Source organism: Kiloniella antarctica (genome assembly GCF_042682825.1).
Classification (GTDB): Bacteria; Pseudomonadota; Alphaproteobacteria; order Kiloniellales; family Kiloniellaceae; genus Kiloniella; species Kiloniella antarctica.
Genome location: NZ_JBHUII010000003.1, coordinates 132,031 through 154,772, shown reverse-complemented (window position 1 = coordinate 154,772; position 22,742 = coordinate 132,031). Strand labels below are relative to the sequence as shown.

Sequence of the window (22,742 nt, the reverse complement as noted above, 5' to 3'; positions counted from 1 at the left end):
AGAGAACACTACTCGAAGACCCAATAAATATCAAACAAACCGTACACAAGAAGAATTTCCTCAGCTTCTGTCGTGTTTGTTTTCCCGACGCTTACCAAACAGCATCTTGGCTTCCAGTCGCCTCCGAAGAGCTGCATAATAAGCCTTAAGAAAAGCGATATCTTCTTCGGTTTTCCCCTTAGTGGTTTTCCAAAGGTAGGATTTAGAGCCATCAGAATTACGTTCGACCCATTTGATCTTGGTTTTGATCCGATGAGTGACTTCCTGGATGGTTTTTGGGGCAACGGCAGTTTTTCGCAAAAGCTCTTCAAGGGTTTGCAGTTCATAAATCCCGTAGGCATCCACCTGTTCATCTGTAAAGATGTAACGTTCTGATTGCTTTTGCTCTTTACCTTTTAAGAAAGACTCAGCCGGTAGTCGGGTTCTTTCCTGTGCAATGTCCCCCATTAAAACCGTCTTTGGAATTTTCACCACCCAGGTACCCGCAATCATATCGCCTGCACGCAAGCGGTCTTTGTTAAAGAACGGTATGCAGACAAACAGCCCCACCCAGATTATCATCAACAAATCCGTAAGGCCTTCACTTCCGGACCCAAAGGGGGAAAAGAGAATTGAAAGCGGCAAAAATAGTTCCAGTTCCCGCATAAGATTACGGGCAAAAACCGCGTCTACTCTCAACTGGCCACCGTGCCGGTCAACCACCTTAATCCCCAAGGCCCTTTTACCCGGCGTTCTACCCTGCCACTTAATTTCAAAGAAGGTAAAATAAAAATTATACCAAAGAAAAAGTATGACATTACTGACGGCAAAGAGAATCTGTAGTGACCCTTTATTAGCTTCCAGCGAGGTCCAAATGGTAGAAAAGGCAAAGGCAATGATCAGAACAACAGGTACTCCATAAACGATCATGAGATCGAGTAACAAGGCCGCGAAACGGTCTCCTCGAGAAGCCAATTCAAGCCGCACAGGAACGCCTTCGGGGGTGATAACCCGACGCCAAGCCCCTTCGACTTTCTTTTGCTTTTTTGTCGTTTGCATGCGCTGTGGTTTTTGCAGAGAAGGGCGGTTTTGTGGAGGGATTAGTGTCTTTGACATATTTTCCGCCCCCAATATCCCAAATAACCAAGCCAGAAAACCAGCATCAAGCCCCCAATGGTAAAGCGCGTCGATATATCAACGATCCACTGACGGCCGAAACCCTCCAGTATCGCAGCAACCAAAAGCATTAAAACCGCCCCAATGACAACTTTAGCGGCCTGTTTCCCTTCACTTGCAAGATTGGAAAGACGTGTTTTTCGACCTGGGGAGATAATCCCCTTTGCCAACCCCAAACCGGCCGCACCACAGAGTATAATTGCAAAGATCTCAGTTGTCCCATGTATCCATAACCAACCAGCCACATCCGTACCAAGTCCCCGACTGGTATAAAGCGCCACAAAAGACCCAAGCACTAAGCCATTGTAAAATATTAGAATAAAGGTTGGGACCCCCAGAGCGAAACCAAGAGCGAACGAGAACATACCAACAGAAGAATTATGTGAGAAAAGCCCCGACGCAAAATTGTTTAATTCTTGAGCACTTATTTCTCCCCCGTCATAAAGTCCTTTGCGTAGATCTTCGGTTGCACTTGCGGGTGTGCGCCCACTGGCCATACCGTCACTCACGATCGTGTAGTACCATTCTTCATTACCAATGGTGAGGTAATAAGCAACAAGCCCTCCGGCCAGCATAATGATGCTCGTCAATAAAACGCGCCAACGGGCGTTCCATACGGCCTCGGGAAAATCCTCAAACAGAAACTTGAGAACGGTGCTGCCAAAACTCGCATGTACGCCATAGATACAGTAATAAGCCCGGGTTGATAACAGCTCGAGGTATTCCAGCATATTCCGATCAAGCGACACGCCCCGGGCCACTGATAAAGAAGAGAGCGTGAAACGATAGAGATTGGGCAAGCGTGTAAGTTCTTGAGCAGAAAGAGCTTTAATTCCCTTTTTTTCGATAACTTCAACGAGGTGCTGAAGCTCTTTCCAGGACCCTTCCCGCTCTTTTCGAAATTGAGAACTCTTGAGGACACCATCTGACATTTAACTACTCTCTCCCCTGCTCAGATGAGCTCCTGATGCTTGATTTCCAGATAACGCTCAACCAATGCCGCACTTACCGACGCAGCAGGAGCCTGAAGGCAGTGCACACCTAGGCGACGAAGCCGTTCAAAGACGATCTGCCGATCTCTGATAAAATCGTCAGCAACCACAGACTTGGCAATATCATGAATGGATTTTGGCCTTTGATCTGCGACCTCAACGAGTTCACGATCTTCAAGAGTTACGAATATAACCAGATGGCGTTTTGAAAGCCGTGTAACGTTTTCAATCATCAATTCTGCGGTAACCGTGTCAACAAAGTCTGTATAGAGGACAATAAGAGAACGCCGTTGCAATTTTCCCATCAGGTTCGAAAGCCCGAGGGTAAAGTTGGTTTCGTTGTATTGATAATCAAGTTCGGCACAGTTTGCCTGCAGGTGATTAAATGCCTGATTGCCCCCAAGCGGTTCCGCGTGGATACGGATCTTGGCATCAAAACCATAGAGACCAACCTTATCGCCGCCTCTCAGGGCCATAAACCCCAAAAGTAACCCGGCATTAATCATATGATCGAGTTGCGGAAGGCCTTCGAGCGGTCGGGTCATCAGGTGTCCGGTATCAAAGGCCAAAATCACATTATGATTACGTTCGACCTGAAACTCTTTACAAACCAACTTACGGTGTCGGGCAGAGTGTTTCCAATCAATCGAGCGTAAATCAAACCCAGGAACATACTCTCTAAGCGCATCAAATTCGGTGCCATCTCCCCGTTGTTTTTGGATCTTGCTCCCATGAAAGGCATCCCGGCTGTTAATCTGCAAGGCTGCCGCCTTAACAGCGTGCACGTTTGGCAGGATGGATACATTATGATCCACAGGCCATACGGTCTGTCTTTGTACAAGTCCCCAGGGACTGTACCATCGCGCCCAAAGTGTCGATATGTTTGCCGTGCCCCGGCGCTTCACAATCAGAGGAAAGGCCACCTCACCTTCTTGGCTACGATCAAGTTGCTTGATTTTTGCAATATCTGGCCTGACAAGATATTCATCATCAACCTCAATCAAAGCCTCCAGACCATAAGCCTTGTGCCTGCTACCAACCGAGAGAGAAAAATAGGCATAATCATCATGCCCCGCATAGAGTACCGAGGTAATGTTTTGAGACAGAGAAACCCTTGATGGTGCCAAGGAGTTCAGAAAATCCAACCCCATGAGTAAAAGCACCAAAAACAAATAGACGATACCAAACAACCAATAACTCTCGTCCCAAATAATAAGAACAAGGCTTAGCGGTATCCCAAGAGATATCAGTAAGGCAGCACGCAGGGTCGGTCTCATTATCTTGGCGCGGCCGTTTGCTCTAGAATTTCATTAATCACACTGGTGGTTCTTATCCCCTCGATCTCTGCACTCGGAGACAAAACAACACGATGATGCAAACCGGGAATAGCGATAAACTTCACATCATCCGGTATCACATAATCCCGCCCTTGTAGGGCCGCATAAGCCCGAGATGCCGCAGCCAGCATTGTTGCTGAACGCGGCGATCCCCCGAACTGAAGAGATGGATGTTCGCGGGTTCCCCGAACGACAGAAACGATATAGTTGACAATTTCATCACTCAGCTTTACCGCACTTACAACAGCGCGCATTTCTTCCAACTTGGCCAAGTCGGCAACACCTTGAACACCGAACTCGTCCAGCTTTGGCATAGAGGTCTGATGGCCATGCCGGGTGACAATGGATCTTTCTTCAGCTTCGCTTGGGTACTCCAATACATACTTGAACATAAAACGATCAAGCTGTGCCTCAGGTAACGGATAGGTGCCTTGCTGTTCAATCGGGTTCTGAGTGGCAATAACCAAAAAACCTTCACCAAGGTTGTGACTGGTGCCATCAATCGTTACCGTCCGCTCACTCATGGCTTCAAGCAGTGCCGATTGAGTTTTGGGCGGGGTACGGTTGATCTCATCAGCCAAAAGAAGGTCCGTGAAAATCGGCCCCTTGGTCAAGGAGAACTCATTGGTCTGAAAATTAAACAGGTTCGTCCCCAACACATCCCCAGGCATAAGATCCGGTGTGAACTGAATGCGCCCAAAATCAAGGTTTAATGCCTTAGAAAAAGACCGCACCAATAAGGTTTTTCCGGTTCCAGGTACGCCCTCTAAAAGCAGATGCCCTTTACACAGCAAGCTGACAAGCATCAGGTCCAAAGCACCTTCTTGCCCGATAATGGTACGACGGACTTCTGTTTTCAAACCGTTACTAATGGTCCGGATTTCATCCAGTTCCATGCAACATCTCCTGTTTCCAACGATGAATATCCTGCGCGGACTTTATTGCCGCCAGAACATTAAATGAATTTGATGTGTAGTGTTGTTCAGCTTTTTTAATGACATCGCTGCCCTTAAAACTTAATCCACGGGCATGACCGACCCTGTCGAGCCACACCAAAAGCGCCGGGCCTTCAAGTTCCTTGGGGGCGTGGAGATTGGTTGCGACAGAATGCAATGACCTGTCGACATAATGGCGTAGCATTAAGGCCCCGTGCCCGCCGAAAGCCAACAATTCGGCCGTATTTCCAATCAAAAATTCTTTACCAGCCTGATAGGCTTTGTCCGTTTTTTCCGGCGCACCAAACCTAGACATGGAGCTCCAAGCCAACAATAAGACGGAACAGAGAGCTATAAGCGTGACGACAGCAAAGGGGAATTCCAACATTTTGCGCCACAAGCTTGGTTCTGATGCAAAACCGTGTGACGTTTCATCAACGATGACCCCGCCCACTTTATTCAGCGTTAAGGCATCAAGCACAGAAATCATGAACGCAGCATTGCCCCCATTATCTAAGCCATGGTTGGACAAGACATCCGGATCACTTAAAATCCATGTTCGATCGATGTCATAAAGAAAACCGGGCTTAATAACTTCTGCCAATAAGACACCGTTATCATTGTATACCAAGGGGCGAATGAGATCAGAATCACCCGCGATCAGTTGTGGTCCAAGTAAGGTTATCTGTTCATTCAAAGTAAATGTTTCTGTATCCCAGGTAAAATTCTCGGCTTGGACATCCAGCCCACTTCGAACAAGTTCGATATCGGTTGAAATGTAATCGATAACATTTTCGACCTGTGAAGGATCGCGCAGTTCAACGAGTTTCACCCACTTACGAATTTCCGGGTCCTGTTGGGCACGCCATTTCGGTAAAACAATGAGGGACCCTACGCCGCTAAACCCGGACAAAGCATCAGATAATCCGGTCTCGCTTTCAGGCTCTATAACAAGTTTTACATCCGAAAAGTTAAAACCGCTGCGGGTCTGCTGGCTAATCCTGACACGAAAATCTAACTGCTTTAAGAGCTTGGTGAAGGCCTTGTGGCCAATGGCTGATTCCGAATAAGAATTTGCCCCGTAAGAGCTAAGCTGAATGAGCTTATCTTGATAGACGGAGGCAATAAAAGCGCCCGCAAAGGATAAGATCCCGATTAATATCAACCAGAACAGGGTCCGTTTCGAAAAGATCCGATCATCCATCAGATTGCGGCCCTCTCAACTGTCACTGAAGAGGTTCGTGGTCTCACAAAAATATGGAAAGCTTCTCTGCATGCGTTAAATTCTTGTTCCCCTGCTGATCGCCCCCCGAATTCGGTAAGTTCTTCTGCATCAACAATAACACCCATTTTCTGTCGAACATCGGATGGGAGCCAATCCGATTTCAAAATTTCCCTATTGGTCAAAGCCGCAGGAAGTGTCGAGTGATAGCTTTCACGGACATGTTTAAGACAACAAAACAATAAAGCGCGAATTGCCGCTTCGAATTGCCCCTTTTGAGCCAATTGGTCCGCATACTCCAAAGTTTCCTTACTCAACTCCTCTGGCATATCAGTTACCCGAGAGTAGGAAACAGGCTTGTCCTCGAGAACCGTTTTATTTTGAGGGCGCCGTTTTAGGTCATTGAGGTAATTAAATATAGCTTTACCCAGTAATACGATCACCAATATCAAAAAGCCATAGATTAAGATCTTACCCAGAACTTCCAAACCCGTAAAATCTAGCTTTTCCGGTTTCTTTTTCTTCAGTGGGGGGGCTTTTTTTTCAATCTTGGGTTCTTTTATTTCAAGAGGAAGTTGTTTTTGATAGCGGTCATCGGAATATACACTATCAAGCGCAGCCTCAACTTCTGATGGAGTCTTGGAAAGCGCTTCAGAACAAAGGACACCAAAAGATAAAAAACAACAGAAAAAGCCTCCTCGTATAAATCGAAAAAGCTTGTTTGTTGTACATATTTTTCCAGAAAGCAGCACTGGATTAAGTAACCCCCAACATATACCTGAAACCACAACCTAACTTATTGGCGGTTCAAAAATTACTGCACTTAACGCCGCAACCCCATAACCTTAACGAGCATTGATCGAACAATGACACAGCCATAGGAAATCTGTCTAGAGATTTTATCTTAATGAAAAAAAGTCAGAGGATTATTGTTCCCGATTTTTATTTCGTGAGCTTTATCAATTTAGAACAAAGTCTTAGATAGAAATCTTAAATGATAAACTCTTCTTTAAATTCAAATTAATTCCTGAGATACCAAGTGATCAAAAGTCTCCAAACCATCCAACGAACGCGCCACGATGAGGCCCCCTTCAAGCAACGCAAGAAGACGTAAAGAATTTTGCCGCGCCTGTTCAATCGAGAAGCTTTCCCCCTCTTTTGAGAGATAAATCTTATCCAGCCATAAAAGATTTTTTACAAAAAACTCCTTAGAGACAATCGTCATGCTCTCTGGTAGAGATGAAACCTCTGCACCAAGCATGCCACACAAACACATTTGATCCCCCGCAGAATAGGAAGATCGAAAGGCTGCGATATAACGCGTTATTTGTTTTGTATGGTTATAAGCGTCTGGCGGTCCCAGATGTTCAAGAAATCGCTCGGTATATCGTTCCGTCACGGCAGCGCCGAGGTCCGCTTTGGATGGGAAATGGTAATGGATACTGGCCGTTTTAATACCTATATCCGCAGCAATATCACGAAAACTAAAGGCGTTATATCCCCTTGTTCGCATATACCCTTCTGCCGCATCCATAATTTTTGTCGATGTGTCTGCTGTATTACTCATCTGCACCTCTTATCTACGACTTGATAGATAACCTCTTGCAGAATTAATTTAAAGCCCTAACTATAGACTCAAATGCCTACCTATTGATAGATTGAAAGCAAATTTCATAATGCGCCTCAATGCCGACTTCACACAAACCATCATCGTCAAACCAGAAAACACAAACTGGTCGCCCTCACCAGCAAAAGGTGTTGAACGTATTATGCTTGATCGAATTGGCGAGGAAGTCGCCAGAGCAACAACCATTGTGCGCTTTGCAAAAGATAAATATTTTCCAGAGCACCAGCATGATGGCGGCGAAGAGTTTTTTGTCCTTGAAGGTGTGTTTTCTGACCAATATGGAGACTTTCCCGCCGGGACTTATGTGCGAAATCCTGTTGGAACCAGCCATTCTCCTCATACAGTTAAAGGCTGTATAATTTTTGTAAAACTCTGGCAATTCGATCAAGGCGATGACAAACAATTCTCTATTAACACCAATACAGCACAGTGGATTTCCAGCACGAACCCGGATCAAAAAATACTGCCACTTCACCACTTTAATGATGAGATTGTACAGATGGAAAAATGGGCGTCAGGCTCATTCATCCATCGTGTAGCCCCCAAAGGTGGGGTGGAAATTTTGGTTCTGGAAGGAAGCCTTCAAGATAACAACGAACGCTACCCCCAAAGAACGTGGCTTCGCTACCCTGAAGCAGAGATCCTCAACTTCACTGTGACGGAGGATTGCACCCTACTTTGTAAATCGGGACACCTCCCCAATACTGAAGCCGATGACTAAGTTTATAAAGACGAGCAAATCAGGCACAGGAAATTTTTATCAAAAAATTTGTAAAAGAAGATCGTCATTCTGTCTTCTTTTTTGCTAGGGTAGTATAGAAGAAAAACCACCTTATTAGCCCCATAGGTTCCCAATGCTTACAGAATTCAACCCTTCTGTCCCGCTCGCGTTTCTACCAACACCGCTTCAACCCCTGAACCGCCTATCCAAAAAATTAGGGGGACCGCTGATTTACATGAAACGCGATGACTGTACTGGCCTTGCTGGCGGCGGCAACAAAACGCGCAAGCTGGAATTTTTGATTGCCGACGCGCTTGATAAAGGGGCTGATTGCGTGATTACAGCGGGTGGATTGCAGTCCAATCACGTCAGGCAAACCGCCGCAGCGGCGGCACGCTACGGACTAGATTGCCATTTAATCCTGGTCCGGAATGTCGCTTGGGATGATCCAGCCTATCAAACATCAGGAAATATCGTTCTTGATCACCTGCTAGGGGCCAAGACTTCAATCCATCCTGCCGGGGCCGATCGCGACCAAATCATGGAAAATTTGGCCCAAGAGCTTATTGGGAAGGGACAATCCCCTTATATTATCCCGGTTGGCGGATCCAATGCGGTTGGAGCGTTGGGGTATGCGTCGGCAGCCATCGAAATTTTCGAACAATGTCGCAATCTTAAAGTATCACCTTCGGCGCTCTACCACGCCACATCCAGCGGTGGCACCCAGGCCGGATTAATTGCAGGCTTGATAACTGCCAAACGCCCCTTCCCCGTGATTGGCATCGAAGTCGATGGCAAAGCAGGGCCTGTAACAGAAGCGATTGAGAGCATCGTTCCCCGCGCATTGGAAAAACTCGGCCGTTTTGAAATCTGGAATCCGGACCCAGACTTGAATGTCATTACGGGCTACGGGGGCGAGAACTATGGCATCCCGACCTCATCGGGAAAGGAAGCGCTTGAACTGGTAGCCAGAACAGAGGGTATCCTCTTAGATCCCGTCTATTCAGGCAAGGGTTTTGCCGGACTGATCGATCACATCCGTCAAGGCAAGTTCACCAAGGACGAAAGCGTTATTTTCCTCCATACTGGGGGCGCCCAAGCCATTGGGGCCTACCCATCAGTATTCTCGTAAATCTCCAGCAGGTACGATAAAAATGAAACGGGTTTGTTTTATTGGCGCCTCCATAATGGAAGGCATGAGCGATGAAGGTAAATTGGGAATGCCGGGACGTCTTGCCCTGCTTGAAGCCTCAGGCGACACCCCCTTTATTCATTATAACCTTGGTGTTAGAGGGCAGACCCTCCGCGAGATATCAGCACGCGCGCTTAATGAATGCAAAGTGCGTGTTATAGACCCCAAAAGTGACTTTATTGTTTTTGCAACGGGATCAAACGACTTTGCCATAACGGAAACAGGCATTCCCAGAACACCGCGACACCGGGCAATGAAACATTTTCAAGAACTTATTGAAGAATTAAAAGAATTTATCCCACTTTTAGTGCTGGGCCCCACACCAGTTGACGAAGAAAAGATGCCCTTTTTATCGATCCAAACCGGAATGAACTTTGATTTTAAAAACAATGACCTTCTTGAGGGAACCAACGAGTATCAGGACATCTGTTCAAAACAACGAATTCCGTTCTTGAATTTGCATCAAGAACTTATTGTCTCCCCCGATTATATGAGTGGTTTAAAAATGAACGACGGCCTGCATTCAACCGGGATGGGTTACCAAGCTATGGCTCTAACAGTTCACCGATCCGATCAATGGCAAGAACTTCTTTCGAGATAATAAATAGAAAATCTGATTTAAATCGGAATTTCCAATCCAACCTTAATCTTTTCCATTACAACCGTGGTCTCAAATTCTTTGATGGTTGGCTTGTCAAAAAACACTCTTCGGGTGAACCGTTCGTAGGCTTCCATGTCTTTGGCAGTGACAATTACAACAAAATCGAAAGCCCCCGTAACATTATAGCATTGTTGAACTTCTGGCTCAGCGACCAAATCTCGCTTTAATTGATCTAGGATTTCAGCTCCGCAGCGCCCGATAACAAGCTGCACGATTAAGGTAACAGGCCTCCCGGTGATCTCAGGGTTTAATATAGCAACCTCTTTGGTAATGGCCCTTGAATCTCTCAAACGTTTGATGCGACGCTGACATGCAGTTGCAGAAAGTCCCACTTTTTCTGCTATATACTCTGACTTAAAGCGAGTGTTCTCTTGTAAACAGCGCAATATCGCTTTATCGAATTTATCCATCGTCATACCCAATTTTCCAGGCTTACTTTTCTTAATGTTTTAGATGCACTTAGAAGAACGGGTCAATAATATTCACCAAATGATCTTTTATGCAGTTTTTATACCCATAAACCCAATATTTTGCAGCCGTTCTTTTTGTATTTTCACTAAGATGCCTCCTTCGTAAAGGACTATTCTTCTACAAAGATCGGTAAATCAGGACCAAGTAATGTTAAATACTCTCAAAGCAGATCAGAACACCCTAACCATGGGGATCATATATGGTCTTATGGCAGCACTTCTTTGGGGGGCTTGGCCCGTCGTCTCTAGCCTTGGACTTAAGGGAAACACTCTCACCCCATATGACATAACCGCTTTACGGTTCGCCGTATCGGGAATTGTTTTACTCCCTCTTATTTTACGTAAGGGCGTGAAAGGGATTGGTTGGCCCGGTGCTTTGCTTTTTGCATTTGGCGCAGGTGCACCGTACATGCTCCTCACGGTAACCGGTTTGAACTTTGCACCAGCCAGCCACATGGGAATTGTCGCACCAAGCTGCATGATGACAATTTCAACAATAGGAAGTTGGTTTATTCTAGGGGATCGTCCCAGTAAAAATCGCCTCTTTGGACTAGGCATCGTTATACTCGGTGTCGCAATATTGGGGTGGAAGGGCTTGAGTTCATCCGGTGAAAACCAATGGATGGGTCACTTACTGTTTGTAGCTGGCGGTGGTTGTTGGGCTTGTTATACGGTTGGAACAAAGTACTTTAAAGCTGATCCTTTACATGCAACTGCTCTGGTTGCCGTCTTATCAATGGTACTTTACCTCCCCCTATATTTTTTATTTGGAGACCCTCAGGTTTTCACAGCCCCGCTAGAAGAAATCCTGTTTCAAGGTATTTTCCAGGGTTTTGGCTCAGCAATTCTTGCGCTTTTGTTTTACACAAAAGCCGTCGCTTTGCTTGGTGCATCTCGCGGCGCAGTTTTTGCTGCACTTGTACCGGGAATTGCAGTCATCCTGGCTCTCCCTGTTCTTGGAGAAGTCCCAACTATCGCCGAGATTATTGGTGTCTGTGTTGTCACTCTTGGTATGGTTGCCGCACTTGGCTTAATAAAACTCAAACCAAGCTAGGGTTTTAATTCATAAAGAATTTTCCTATTTGCGCCAAACACCCTCGTCGTTTTTAGTGAAGCATCTGCCCCAGTAATTTGCTAGGTCTTTCGCTTTACAGGATTTTTTAAGGATACTGAATAATGTTATTGGGGATCGATACCGGAGGAACTTACACCGACGCTGTACTTTTTAATGAGGAAGTCGGTGTCCTTCGAACAGCAAAATCCCTAACAACAAAACACAACCTGTCCCTTGGGATCTTCGACGCAGTAAATACCATTTTGGATGACGAAGGAGACCAGATCCGAATGGTCTCCCTCTCCACTACTTTGGCAACAAATGCGATTGTTGAAGCCCATGGCAGCCCTGTTTGCCTTATTCTCATTGGCTATGACAAAGGGGCGCTTGAACGGTCGAATCTTGGGGACGCAGTAGGTAAAAATCCGTGTGTTTTTATCCGTGGAGGGCACACCCCTATGGGTGATGAGCTTGCTCCGCTTGACCTTGCTAACGTCATCGACACTGTCAAAGAACATGCGCCATCTGTTTCTTCTTTTGCTGTTGCTGGGTATTTCTCGGTCAGAAATGCAACCCATGAAGAAACCGTCCGAGATATTATTTTGAAAGAAACAGGGCTTCCAGTTTCTTGTGCCCACGAGCTTTCTTCTAGTCTTGACGCACCGAGAAGAGCATTAACAGCCCTCTTAAACGCCCAGTTAATCCCCCAACTCCAGCAATTAATACTCGCAGTAGAAACCATGCTGGATCAGAAATCTATTCGCGCACCTTTAATGGTGGTCAAAGGTGATGGCTCTTTAATCACAGCAAAAACGGCTCTTTCCCGTCCGGTTGAAACCATTCTATCCGGTCCTGCAGCTTCCGTTGTTGGTGCTCACTATCTATCCGGCGAAGAAAATGTATTTGTTGTCGATATGGGCGGCACCACAACAGACATTGCCGTTTTAAAAGACGGTGAACCCCAACTAAATAAAGACGGTGCGATTGTCGGAGGATGGAAAACAATGGTCGAGGCTGTTGCTGTTCATACTTTTGGCCTTGGAGGCGACAGTGAAATTGCGCTAAGCCCCTCCTCAAAATCTCTTACAATTGGTCCTCGTCGGGTTCAACCTATCAGTCTTTTGGCGATGCAATATCCGGAAGTTCTCTCCGTAATGGAAAAACAACTTCAAAACAGTCGGATATGGCCTGGGGATGGACGATTTGCTCTAAAGTTACGTGCCCTCGATGCTGGTCTTTCAAGCTTATCAAGATTAGAGCAAGAAATATGGGAAGGCCTTCAATCCGGCCCCGTTGCCCTGAACATGATATTGGAGAGGCCAGCAATGGCACGCCCTCTACAGCGGCTTATTGATCGAGGCCTCGTCATTATCTCCGGGTTGACGCCAAGTGATGCAAGTCATCTTCTTGGCCTACAAAGTTCATGGAATACAGACGGTGCAAACCTATCTGCCCAGCTTTTTATAAGGCACTCTGAGAAAGAAGGTATTCTTTTGGGCCTCACACCAGAAAAACTTGCTAAAATGATCTATGAAAAGACGGTTACAGGCTCAGCCACAACGATTGTTGAAACTGCTTTATCAGAAATCGGCTACACCCCCCTGAGCGACAAACAAAAGCTTGGGCATGATCTATTTAATAGCGCACTCAGAGATAAAATCACAGAATCCCACTCCCCTGTAATAGATTTCTCCATTAACCTTGGGCGCCCGATTGTTGCCACAGGGGCCCCTGCAACAACTTATTATAAAGATGTTGCAATCCGCCTAAACGCTTCCCTTAACCTTCCTGAACATTCAGAGGTTTCCAATGCGGTAGGCGCCGTGGCTGGCGGTGTTGTCCAAAAAATATCCGTACTGATCTCTTCCCCAGAAAAAGGCCGATTCAGGGCCCATATCGGTAAAAAACAAGTTGATTTCACAGATAGTGAAGAAGCGATTAACTACGTTCTATCTTATGTCGAAAAGCAGGTAAAGCAACAGGCACAAGAGTGTGGTGCAACTGAAATTACAGTACAAACCAGCCGTCATGACAAAATCATAACTGACGCTGGTGGCGATCAACTTTTTATCGAAAGTCGTATATTTGCGACAGCAAAAGGCCGCCCAAATTTGGCGGCCTGATGTAAATAAAATTTAATGATACAAACTATCTAAGTCGACCAAGGACGATCTTTTCCAGAGTATTAAAATCCTTGTTACCAATGTTTACAAAGCGAGCGCCCAGCTTACCATCAGCATGGTCAGCTCTACGGATTTCAATATCAATTGAAAAAGAGTCTGCCGTTTTTAAGAAAATTTCCAAAGACACAACATCACCAACAGAAAGTCCTAAAGCTTCGATGTTTAGCTTTTCACCGTCATCGAGAACAACGTCCATATCTGCATAATCATCAAGATCATCTTCCTCACCTGCAATCCCAACACCGCCAGGGCTAATATCCTTGATCGTTACATCTTTGTTGTTAAGCCGTGCGTCAAAACCGTTTAATTTGGCAGCCAAATGTACTGCTCGACGATGATCACGCCTTCTGTCTTTATTATATACGGCAACAATTTTCGCCATAGATTTCGTCGTCCTAGTCTAAATTTTAAATATCAATCTGTTAGCAATAACATGAAAATATTCAGAAAGCATTTACAAAACCCATAGTTAACGCATTATGGGTACAAAATATACATTCCAAGCTACGGCGGCCCAATGCCTGATAAATCACTTAATACCCCTATAGACACCACTGTTGAGATTAAGTGGAACCATGTTTCGGTCAAAGAATGGCGAAAGTTGGTTCGTAAAGTTGAAAAATCAAATTTATTACAAAGTTGGCCTTATGCTCAAGCCGCATTGGTGACGGAGCGTATGGTCGGTAAATTTGCCACCATTCATTACAACAACCGTATTGTTGGGATTTGTCAGGTCCTTGAACAACGTATGTTGAAGGTCTTTCACAAAGTTCGACTTTATCGTGGCCCTCTTTGGATCGAAGACAATATTCCAGATCATGTTCAAGATGCTTTCTGGACGGAAATTCGTAATAAATATCCAAAGCGTCCTTGGAGATTCACTTACTTTTTACCCGAGATAAGTGCATCTGAAGAACATCATTCGAAACTTGAGGAACTTGGACTTAGCCGAATTGACACTGATGGGTATTCGTCAATATGGCTCGACCTTGACAAGTCAGAAGACGAGCTCAAAGCCAATTTAAAACCTAATTGGCGTAATCCTCTCAACCAGTCTTACAAAAAAGGATTGTCTCTCGAAGTAGATACACAAGGGGTTCACCTTGCTTGGTTATTAGCCCTCAATGAGATGGACAAACTTTTAAAAGAATTTAAAGGGCCCAGTCCCGCTCTACTTTCCAGTTTAAAACGTTTCACCAAAGATCGTAATGACTTTTTGTTACTCAGAGCCATTGAGAAGGGAACACCAGTCGGGGCCATTTTAGTCATACTCCATGAGGCAAGCGCGACTTACCTTGTTGGGTGGAACAGTCCGGACGGCCGAAAGCTGAAAGCTCATAATTACCTGATATGGAACGCCGTACTGGAACTAAAAAAGCGTAATATTAAGTGGCTAGATCTTGGTGGCATAAACACAAAAGAAGCTGCTGGGGTTACGGCTTTCAAAAGAGGTCTTGGCGGGCAAGAATTTACCCTTACGGGCAGCTATAACTGACGACTTGGTAACAACTTAAAAATTGATTTTCTTGCGAAGCCCCACGCCAATAAAATTCCCGGCAAGGGCTGTAACAAGCCAAAGCCAACCATGTAGACTTCCAGAAGCGACACCGCTAAAAAAAGCCCCAATATTGCATCCATAAGCCAGGCGAGCACCATATCCCAGCATCAACCCACCGATAAGGGCCGTCAAAATTCCCTTCACAGTCATGTTTTGGGACTTTCCAAACTTTCCAGCTAAAAATGCCGCACTCATCGCTCCTGCTATAATACCAATATTCGTCGCCGATGAATCACTGCGAAAAAGAGAGCGATCCAGTGCTGACATGGATCCTTTCCAATAAGGTATCCCAGAAAGGTCAGCGCCAAAGAAGGTAACAAGTTTCCCTCCCCACAATGTGATCCCAGATGTTACGCCCCAAGGATGCCCAAGGCTAATCAGCATTATAAAATTCAATAACGCCAACGAAACGCCCCCTAAAACCAGCGGCCAAGGACCTTGTGTCATTCGAACAGAAAAAGGGAGCTGCCTAAGGTTATCAGATTCAGAAATCAACTCTTTCTTTTCCACCTTTCTGACCAACAAGTACAAACCAAGAAAAACGAAGAAATGAAGAGCTAATGCGAGTTCCCACCCCCAAAGAGTTACCATGGATAAACGATCAAGCTGAGGAAGACTGCGCCAGAAGGGTAAGTTAATCGTGGCGATCACCGATCCCAACATAAAAGTGAAAAGCGTCACCACCATCCGGATACTGCCTCCACCTATTGTAAACAATGTGCCGCTTGCACACCCGCCGGCGAGCTGCATACCAATTCCAAAGATAAATGCACCCACCGCAACTCCGATGCCTGCAGGATTGACAAACCCTCCGACCCGATGACCAAATATTTCACCGCTTTCCAATACAGGAAAAAACAGTGTCACAACGACTGCCAACATAATTATCTGAGCTTTTAACCCTGCCCCCCATCTGTCAGTCAGGAAACGACGCCATGCTGAAGTAAAGCCAAACGCGGCATGATAAAGACTTATGCCTAATGCCACCCCTAACCCCGTTGCAATTGCAGCACGCTCACTCACACTAAAATAAAGATACAGGACAACACCTAATGACAGAACCAAGGGGAGGAACCGATTTAATGGCATAATTGTTTTAGACTGGACGAGCATAGATAAAGCCTCAAATTAAACGAATCACACATCATCTTAAGCGGGATTGTCGCCCACTTCCTTTCACATTATTGTCAGATAACTGTGTGCACTGTTTTCCCTGCGTACAATCAAGTGTTAAAAATCGCTTCTTTTCTGCCATTCCTTCCAAAAAAAAACGATCACAGAGATCACAACCTTCCAAAACACTCAAGTTTGATACCTTTTGAGCACTGGAAACAGACAGTACTTACGTGCCATATGAAATTTAATAATTATCATTTCATGTAATAACTGCGAGGGAGGCATACAGTGTTGTTTGATTGCCGTGGACACGAAGTAACAGCATTAAATCAAAACGCCGTTGATCATTTCGACAACACAGTCTCTCTCTTTTTGGCGCATTCAAAAAAAACGCCCGAAGCCTTAGTACGATCACTTGATACCGATCCACAGATGATCATTGCGCTTGTCACAAAGGGTTTCTTCTACAAGATGCTTGCTAAGGTGACCATGGACCCAATTGCTCTTGAGGCCCTCTTTAAAGCGAAGTTAAGTATCAGAGAGCGCGGGGCCAACCATAGAGAGCGTGAACTCCTTCAGGCACTTGACGATTGGTGTTACGGAGACTTAGACAAAGCCATCTCACGCCTTGATAGTCTTCTTGATGTCTATCCATTAGATGCTTTAACGGTAAAGTTAAATCATGCCTGTCAATTTCTTCGTGGCCAAAATCATTCCATGCGAGCCTCTACAACTAAAATTTTACCCGCTTGGAACGAAAGTATACGAGATTATGGCTTTATTCTTGGCTGTCATAGCTTCGGACTTGAAGAAACGGGCTCTTACTCCGAATCAGAAAAAACGGGTAAATACGGCGTTGAACTTGCTCCAAATGATGCCTGGGGAACCCATGCCGTCGGGCACGTCCTAGAAATGTCAAATCGCCCTTCCGAAGGGTTAAAGTGGCTTTCCCAATACCAAAACGAGTGGGAACAGTGTAATAACTTCTCCTATCATATGCATTGGCATAAAGCCTTATTCCATTTGGAACTCGGTCAAAAAGATGAAGTGCTCAATCTTTATGATCAATTTATTCGTAAGGATCATACCGACGATTTCCGCGATATTAGCAACGGTGTTTCGCTGCTCTATCGATTGGAACTTGAAGGTGTGGACGTTGGTAATCGTTGGGAAGAGATGGCAGTTTTATCTGCCAATCATGTGAACGATCACAGCCTTGCATTCGCAGATGCCCACTATCTCTTGGCGATTTTAAGTAGTGGAAACCATAATGCCGCCGATGCCTTTATAGAAACCATGCAACAAAAAAGCTTGGGTGAAGGAACGTCACAACAGATATTCCGTGACTTTGGGATGCCGCTTGCCCAAGCAATTCGTGCGTGTAAAGTAGGCGATGATAATACTTGCGTTGATCTTATGTTACCGTTTTTTGATGACCTGCAACAAATCGGAGGCAGTCATGCTCAACGTGACGTATTCCACAGATTATTGATTGATGCAGCCATTCGCTCTGGCCGGAATTCAACAGCAAAAAAACTACTAAACAGTAGACTTCAAGCACGCCCAGAGAACGTATGGGCTTTAAACCGAATGAAAAAAATATCTACTTCCGAAAATATAACTTCAGATGAACAAACGGAAATCTCGGCATAAGAACAATCTTATAACGCTCTAAATTTATAAGGACTGTATAAAGAGAAAACGCGGCAGTTAAATTTAGTACGAACGCCGCGGTTAAAACGTCAATTGATGTCCCATTACGGAACCGACTTAGCAAAAAGCTTTTCAAGCCGTCCCTATTCGGATTTTCTTTAAAAGGAAGACTTACCAACTTTGAAATATATTCTTGTATGTATTTTAATATCTGAACAAACAGTCGATGATCGGTTAAAAGGTTACAAACTCGAATGAGCAAGGGTACGTTATTCTTATCACCCTTTAGGCTTGTTAACTTAAAACTCTTGGTTATTTCTATTTTTATTCATCCTATGTTTACGCCAACAAAACTTGCATTATTCATTTACAGCATTATTTTAGCATCTGAAATAATTATAGTTTTCCGCATACTCTTAAAAGCACAACAGATGAAACCTTTTATACCAGCTAAACTTGAGTTCATTTTCTTTGGATTTCTTCTATCCGGAATGATGTCAAGTATCGTGACCTTTATTGCAATAGTACAAACTATCGGATTCACTCATGGACTTTTCATTACATGGTTAGAAACTTGGTTATCTTCATGGGTTGTCGCATTTCCTGTCGTATTGGTGGTTGCCCCTCTGGTTCGAAAAACCATACATAAACTCGTTGTTTCAACGAATTAATACCCACTTACAAGCATAAGAACAAACTCTCAGATAAAACATGTAGGGTAACAATTTGCACTTAAAACTGTTCTTATTAAGGATATTTTACGAGAAGCATTTTACCGGAAACATAAAGTCGATTTGTTATTATTAATGATCGTTTCAACAGCCACGTCTTGGTCCATATCTTTGAACACCAATGATCTTTGTATTGCAGGTGACAGTTGTTCATTGAGGAAAATTAAAACTCGCTCAATTTCTCTGGACCAGAGTTTCCAATTATGATTCCCATCTGTAACTCTCAGCTCCACGGGTATTTTTTGACTTTTTAGATGTTGATAAAAAGAAAATGTACCTGCGTATAAACCAAACCAATCGTCATCCCCGACAGTTAAATAAATTGCAGGAGGATTGGAAATTGTTTTTGCGAGGGTAAATACGTTTCTTTCATTATATTTATCACTTGAGAAAGGTTCGTCAAACGCCCCCGCAAAGAGCTTAAGTTGAACAGGTTTAAACGCATCTTTGCCAACTACATTAGGGAATATTGCCGGGCTCAAAGCTGCAACAGAACCAAATTTTTCAGGCGATCGGAAAGCAAACCGCAAAGCTCCATACCCTCCCATTGAGAGTCCTGCAATGGCCCTACCTTCTCGCACTTTCAAACTATGAAGGTTGGCCTCTAATAACTTGGGGAATTCCAGTAAAAGTGCCGTTTCAAATTGCCCGTGCTTTGATGAATTTACATACCAGGACTTCGAAGCGGATGGCATCACAACTATCAATGGCGAAATTAGTCCATTGGCAATCAGCCTATCAAGCGTTTTGACAACACTGCCACCATTTAACCAATCACGATGACTTCCTCCGTATCCATGTAAAAGATACAGAATTGGATAAGACAAGTTTTCCTCGCAATACCCGTCTGGAAGGTACAGAGAATACTGCATTGGATTTTTCAACGAAGGTAGATCAATTGATTGATCTTTAACAACTAAACCTCCGGCAAGAGCACTAAAAAAGACACTCCAACAAACAAAAATTACGGATATCAGGGTGCCAATTTTTATCATTTCCTCAAACGAGCCTCATCAGGCTCCTCCCCTTTACAAAATCACCCAGCAGGCTGAACTGCTCTATCTCGAACAGTTGTTTCTTCCTCTTGCTTTGGAAAGACCGTATTCACGGATTTCGCTCTCCATGGAGAAGACTTTGTCCATGCCATGACATAGGCAAACCCAATTAATATGGCGACCCCACTTACGTTAACCAGTGTGAGACCGAAAGCATCTCGCCCAATTTGATCGAGAATAATTCCCCCAATCCATGAAAGCGTCATGCTCAAAAGGAAGACAGGCAATGCCTGCTGTCCGCATTTAATGATCGGATCAAAGTAGCGGCTTTTAAGTTTATATTCATGCCCTTTAAGTAAGGAGACACAGATATAAGCTAAAGCAAGGAAATGAAGCCAACGCAGAAGACCAAAATTAGTTTTTTTAAATCCATACACCAGTTCCGTTCGAATTTCTTTTAGTACCGGAAACTCACGCATGAGGGGCCAGTTACTGATAGGGACAAGGGCAAGCACAAAAATAACACAGGCGATAAGAAGATATTTATTTGGGGTCGGAGGTTTTATCCATCCCGAAGAAATCGCAAAACCGGTAAAAAATAACAATTGCCAGGCCAAAGGGTTAAAGAACCAAGGGCGATCAGAAAAAGGTTCCGCTGGAAACTGCAACTGCCAGTACCATGTCACAATATAGAGCCCAATTGAGAAAACAGGCACCAATAGTGGGTTTACTCTTGCCAATAAAATGACAAGAGGAATAAGAGCAAGAACGCCAATATACATTGGCATAATGTCAAAGAAGTTTGGTACGTAGGTTAAAGTAAATAAACCGGCTAAGGCCTCGCCTGTGTTGGTATCAAAATATCGAAGATTCAGTTTTCCGATATAGTCGAACCCAACGAAATAATCTGTTGCGACGTAACATACTGTTATCAGTACGAAAAATAATCCTAAGTGTGCCATGTAAATTTGAACACACCGAATGACAATACGCGCAGTCCCCATAAAAAAGCCAGAACGTCGAAAAGTACCACCAAAGGCAATAGCAGCTGCAAAACCAGAACAAAAAACAAACATTTCAGCAGCATCACTTGGCCCAAATCGTGCCGGAATAAACTTTGCCCAATAATTTCCAGGAACATGTGCGACAAAGATTATCAACATCGCCATTCCCCTGAAAAAATCTAACCTTGGGTCACGTTCTTTTTTCATAACAGTGGCCGCCTGAGGCTGAGCTTGCTCGGCAGATAGTATTCTATCTTTCTTCATTTACTCATAACTCGGTTCATTTTCGTAGTTATTTAATCGTTATCGCCTTCTCTAGCTCTTAAATGATACCGGATCAATGCCCTTTACAGTAAACCCTGTTCGCGAAGTTGTGATGAGGATTGTATACCCCGCCTCTCGCAGAAAGATTACAAAAAACCAATCTAACATTAACAGAAGAGTGAAATTTCAAGGAACAAATATATGAAAAAATTGCAATGTCACAGAAATAACCCTTGAAAAATTATTACATTTCAGCGACTTCCTCTGCAACATAACTGACATAGAACAAGAACTGATGAACCGTAGAGATTTTCTTCTTACAACAATATCATTTACTGGAGCAGGACTCATATCTGGCTCACTAGCTAAAGCAACGACTAACGGTGCTTTAGCTAGTTACGACGACGTCATTTCAAAGGCTGAGAAACTTGCACAAAATACCTACTCAAAACCTCAGAATGGACTCAGTGATTTTTGGAAGAATATGTCCGTAGAACAGTTTTCAAAAATTTATTACAACCCTAAAAAACCTCTTTGGAAGGATGACGGTCCTTATCAGCTTCAGTTCTTCCATCCTGGCGGGCCATATTTTCATGACACTGTTGATATAAATTTACAAAACGATGGTAAACAAACTGCGCAAACTGTCCAACCAGAAATGTTTTGGTATGAGGGAGAACAACCTACAGATAAAGATATGGAAAATCTCCATTTCTCAGGATTTAGGGTTCATCATCAACTCAATAGTGAATATTACGACGAACTCATTTCGTTCCTGGGGTCTAATTACTTTCGTGTGCTCGGTGCGGACCAACAATATGGTCTTTCTATAAGAGGTCTTGCTATTGATACTGCAGAGCCGACAGGAGAAGAATTTCCTATATTTAAAGAGTTTTGGATAGAAAAACCCACCACTAATTCATTAAAAATCAATTCAGCAGAAAAAGTTGCACCCATTGTCATCATGGCTCTCCTAGATAGCCCAAGTATTACTGGAGCGTATCGCTTTATTGTCCAGCCCGGTAAAAATACTGTTATAGATATTGAAGTTTCGCTCTTTGCGAGAAAAAACATCAACAAACTTGGACTGGCTCCACTCACAAGTATGTTTTTGTTTGGGGAGAACACGAAAGGATTGGATGATTACAGATCTGAAGTACATGATTCTGATGGCATGATGGTTCAAACCAGTGCTGGAGAGTGGATTTGGCGTCCCCTTAGTCGCCGTAAGAACCTCACTATCTCATCTTTTAATGATATCGGGCCAAAAGGCTTTGGTTTATCTCAAAGGGATCGGAGTTTTACCCACTACGAAGACCTCCAGTCTCGTTATCAGATTAGACCCAGTATTTGGGTTGAACCAAAAGAAAACTGGGGGCCTGGTCATATCGAATTGGTAGAGATCCCCTCCGATCTGGAAGAAACTGACAACATTGTTTCCTATTGGGTCTCAGAAACACCTCTAAAAGCAGGATCATCCCATCACTACAGTTACCGCCTAACCAGTTACCTTAAATCTGAACAATGGCCCCCGACCGGAAAAACCATGAGTACCAGAGTTGGGCCAGCAAACAGGGTTGGTTTCTCCTATGGCCATTCTTCTGATGCCCGTTTTTTTGTCGTAGAGTTCGAAAGCACTCAACTTAAATCAATCCCAGATAACAGCCCTATAGAAGCCATATTCACATGCGAGAATGGTGAAATCTATGATGTTAAAACTTTAAAAAATCCTGAAAACGGCCTTTGGCGTGTAGAATTCAACATGAAGCCAACCAACGATCAACCTTGTGATTTACGAGGATTTTTAAAGCTGGATGATGACACTCTGACAGAGACTTGGACTTATCTTTATACAGCGAAATTTGCCTGATG

General features: G+C 44.2%; 21 protein-coding genes. 9 read left to right on the top strand and 12 right to left on the bottom strand.

Features of this window, described 5'->3' with window-relative positions; translation table 11 throughout:
* Positions 1-60: 60 nt before the first annotated feature.
* The 7 genes from ACFSKO_RS06745 to ACFSKO_RS06715 all read right to left on the bottom strand — a co-directional run bounded on the left by ACFSKO_RS06745 (position 61) and on the right by ACFSKO_RS06715 (position 7,208).
* A complete protein-coding gene (locus tag ACFSKO_RS06745; protein WP_380249769.1) occupies positions 61-1,095 on the bottom strand; it encodes an RDD family protein in 1,035 nt (344 codons plus the stop codon).
* Positions 1,080-2,087: a stage II sporulation protein M gene (locus ACFSKO_RS06740; protein ID WP_380249767.1), complete on the bottom strand. Its 1,008-nt coding sequence runs from the start codon at positions 2,085-2,087 to the stop codon at positions 1,080-1,082. Before ACFSKO_RS06740 ends, ACFSKO_RS06745 begins: the two co-directional genes overlap by 16 nt.
* 20 nt (positions 2,088-2,107) lie before the next feature.
* Complete coding sequence (locus ACFSKO_RS06735) at positions 2,108-3,424, bottom strand: DUF58 domain-containing protein (protein WP_380249765.1); 1,317 nt, start codon at positions 3,422-3,424, stop codon at positions 2,108-2,110.
* Complete coding sequence (locus tag ACFSKO_RS06730; protein WP_380249763.1) at positions 3,424-4,380, bottom strand: AAA family ATPase; 957 nt, start codon at positions 4,378-4,380, stop codon at positions 3,424-3,426. Before ACFSKO_RS06730 ends, ACFSKO_RS06735 begins: the two co-directional genes overlap by 1 nt.
* Positions 4,367-5,623: a hypothetical protein gene (locus tag ACFSKO_RS06725; protein WP_380249761.1), complete on the bottom strand. Its 1,257-nt coding sequence runs from the start codon at positions 5,621-5,623 to the stop codon at positions 4,367-4,369. Before ACFSKO_RS06725 ends, ACFSKO_RS06730 begins: the two co-directional genes overlap by 14 nt.
* Positions 5,623-6,393 carry a hypothetical protein gene (locus ACFSKO_RS06720; RefSeq protein WP_380249759.1) on the bottom strand — a complete coding sequence of 257 codons (771 nt, stop codon included), beginning with the start codon at positions 6,391-6,393 and terminating at the stop codon, positions 5,623-5,625. The genes ACFSKO_RS06725 and ACFSKO_RS06720 overlap by 1 nt, the downstream gene beginning before the upstream one ends.
* A 263-nt stretch (positions 6,394-6,656) precedes the next feature.
* Positions 6,657-7,208 carry a TetR/AcrR family transcriptional regulator gene (locus ACFSKO_RS06715; RefSeq protein ID WP_380249757.1) on the bottom strand — a complete coding sequence of 184 codons (552 nt, stop codon included), beginning with the start codon at positions 7,206-7,208 and terminating at the stop codon, positions 6,657-6,659.
* Positions 7,209-7,317: 109 nt separating this feature from the next.
* Between ACFSKO_RS06715 and ACFSKO_RS06710 the strand changes: the two genes are divergently transcribed.
* The 3 genes from ACFSKO_RS06710 (at position 7,318) to ACFSKO_RS06700 (ending at position 9,782) form a co-directional block, all read left to right on the top strand.
* Positions 7,318-7,989 (top strand): cupin domain-containing protein, encoded by a 672-nt coding sequence (locus ACFSKO_RS06710; protein ID WP_380249754.1) that lies wholly within the window; start codon positions 7,318-7,320, stop codon positions 7,987-7,989.
* Between the two features lie 133 nt (positions 7,990-8,122).
* Complete coding sequence (locus tag ACFSKO_RS06705; protein ID WP_380249752.1) at positions 8,123-9,121, top strand: D-cysteine desulfhydrase family protein; 999 nt, start codon at positions 8,123-8,125, stop codon at positions 9,119-9,121.
* 22 nt (positions 9,122-9,143) lie between these two features.
* Positions 9,144-9,782 (top strand): SGNH/GDSL hydrolase family protein, encoded by a 639-nt coding sequence (locus ACFSKO_RS06700; RefSeq protein WP_380249750.1) that lies wholly within the window; start codon positions 9,144-9,146, stop codon positions 9,780-9,782.
* A 17-nt stretch (positions 9,783-9,799) separates the two neighbouring features.
* Here ACFSKO_RS06700 and ACFSKO_RS06695 read toward each other — a convergent pair whose 3' ends face one another.
* Positions 9,800-10,258, bottom strand: a complete 459-nt coding sequence (locus tag ACFSKO_RS06695; RefSeq protein WP_380249748.1) for an Lrp/AsnC family transcriptional regulator — start codon at positions 10,256-10,258, stop codon at positions 9,800-9,802.
* Between the two features lie 202 nt (positions 10,259-10,460).
* On the opposite strand from ACFSKO_RS06695, the gene ACFSKO_RS06690 reads away from it, so the two are divergent.
* Together ACFSKO_RS06690 and ACFSKO_RS06685 are read left to right on the top strand one after the other, a co-directional pair.
* Positions 10,461-11,366 (top strand): DMT family transporter, encoded by a 906-nt coding sequence (locus tag ACFSKO_RS06690; RefSeq protein WP_380249746.1) that lies wholly within the window; start codon positions 10,461-10,463, stop codon positions 11,364-11,366.
* A 122-nt stretch (positions 11,367-11,488) separates the two neighbouring features.
* Complete coding sequence (locus ACFSKO_RS06685) at positions 11,489-13,489, top strand: hydantoinase/oxoprolinase family protein (RefSeq protein WP_380249744.1); 2,001 nt, start codon at positions 11,489-11,491, stop codon at positions 13,487-13,489.
* 25 nt (positions 13,490-13,514) lie between these two features.
* Here ACFSKO_RS06685 and ACFSKO_RS06680 read toward each other — a convergent pair whose 3' ends face one another.
* Positions 13,515-13,931, bottom strand: coding sequence for a PilZ domain-containing protein (locus ACFSKO_RS06680; protein ID WP_380249742.1), 417 nt, complete (start codon positions 13,929-13,931; stop codon positions 13,515-13,517).
* Positions 13,932-14,066: 135 nt separating this feature from the next.
* On the opposite strand from ACFSKO_RS06680, the gene ACFSKO_RS06675 reads away from it, so the two are divergent.
* Positions 14,067-15,044 carry a lipid II:glycine glycyltransferase FemX gene (locus ACFSKO_RS06675; RefSeq protein ID WP_380249740.1) on the top strand — a complete coding sequence of 326 codons (978 nt, stop codon included), beginning with the start codon at positions 14,067-14,069 and terminating at the stop codon, positions 15,042-15,044.
* A gap of 15 nt (positions 15,045-15,059) precedes the next feature.
* Here ACFSKO_RS06675 and ACFSKO_RS06670 read toward each other — a convergent pair whose 3' ends face one another.
* Positions 15,060-16,220, bottom strand: a complete 1,161-nt coding sequence (locus ACFSKO_RS06670; RefSeq protein WP_380249738.1) for a YeeE/YedE family protein — start codon at positions 16,218-16,220, stop codon at positions 15,060-15,062.
* A 291-nt stretch (positions 16,221-16,511) separates the two neighbouring features.
* On the opposite strand from ACFSKO_RS06670, the gene ACFSKO_RS06665 reads away from it, so the two are divergent.
* Positions 16,512-17,876, top strand: coding sequence for a tetratricopeptide repeat protein (locus ACFSKO_RS06665; RefSeq protein ID WP_380249736.1), 1,365 nt, complete (start codon positions 16,512-16,514; stop codon positions 17,874-17,876).
* A 254-nt stretch (positions 17,877-18,130) separates the two neighbouring features.
* On the top strand, positions 18,131-18,547 hold the full coding sequence (locus ACFSKO_RS06660) for a DUF2798 domain-containing protein (RefSeq protein ID WP_380249734.1): 417 nt from the start codon (positions 18,131-18,133) through the stop codon (positions 18,545-18,547).
* 101 nt (positions 18,548-18,648) lie between these two features.
* Here ACFSKO_RS06660 and ACFSKO_RS06655 read toward each other — a convergent pair whose 3' ends face one another.
* Together ACFSKO_RS06655 and ACFSKO_RS06650 are read right to left on the bottom strand one after the other, a co-directional pair.
* Entirely contained in the window at positions 18,649-19,602 is a 954-nt protein-coding gene (locus tag ACFSKO_RS06655) for an alpha/beta hydrolase (RefSeq protein ID WP_380249732.1), read from the bottom strand.
* 41 nt (positions 19,603-19,643) lie between these two features.
* Positions 19,644-20,870: an OpgC family protein gene (locus ACFSKO_RS06650; protein ID WP_380249730.1), complete on the bottom strand. Its 1,227-nt coding sequence runs from the start codon at positions 20,868-20,870 to the stop codon at positions 19,644-19,646.
* A 295-nt stretch (positions 20,871-21,165) separates the two neighbouring features.
* Between ACFSKO_RS06650 and ACFSKO_RS06645 the strand changes: the two genes are divergently transcribed.
* Positions 21,166-22,740 (top strand): OpgD/OpgG family glucan biosynthesis protein, encoded by a 1,575-nt coding sequence (locus ACFSKO_RS06645; RefSeq protein WP_380249728.1) that lies wholly within the window; start codon positions 21,166-21,168, stop codon positions 22,738-22,740.
* Positions 22,741-22,742: the final 2 nt, after the last annotated feature.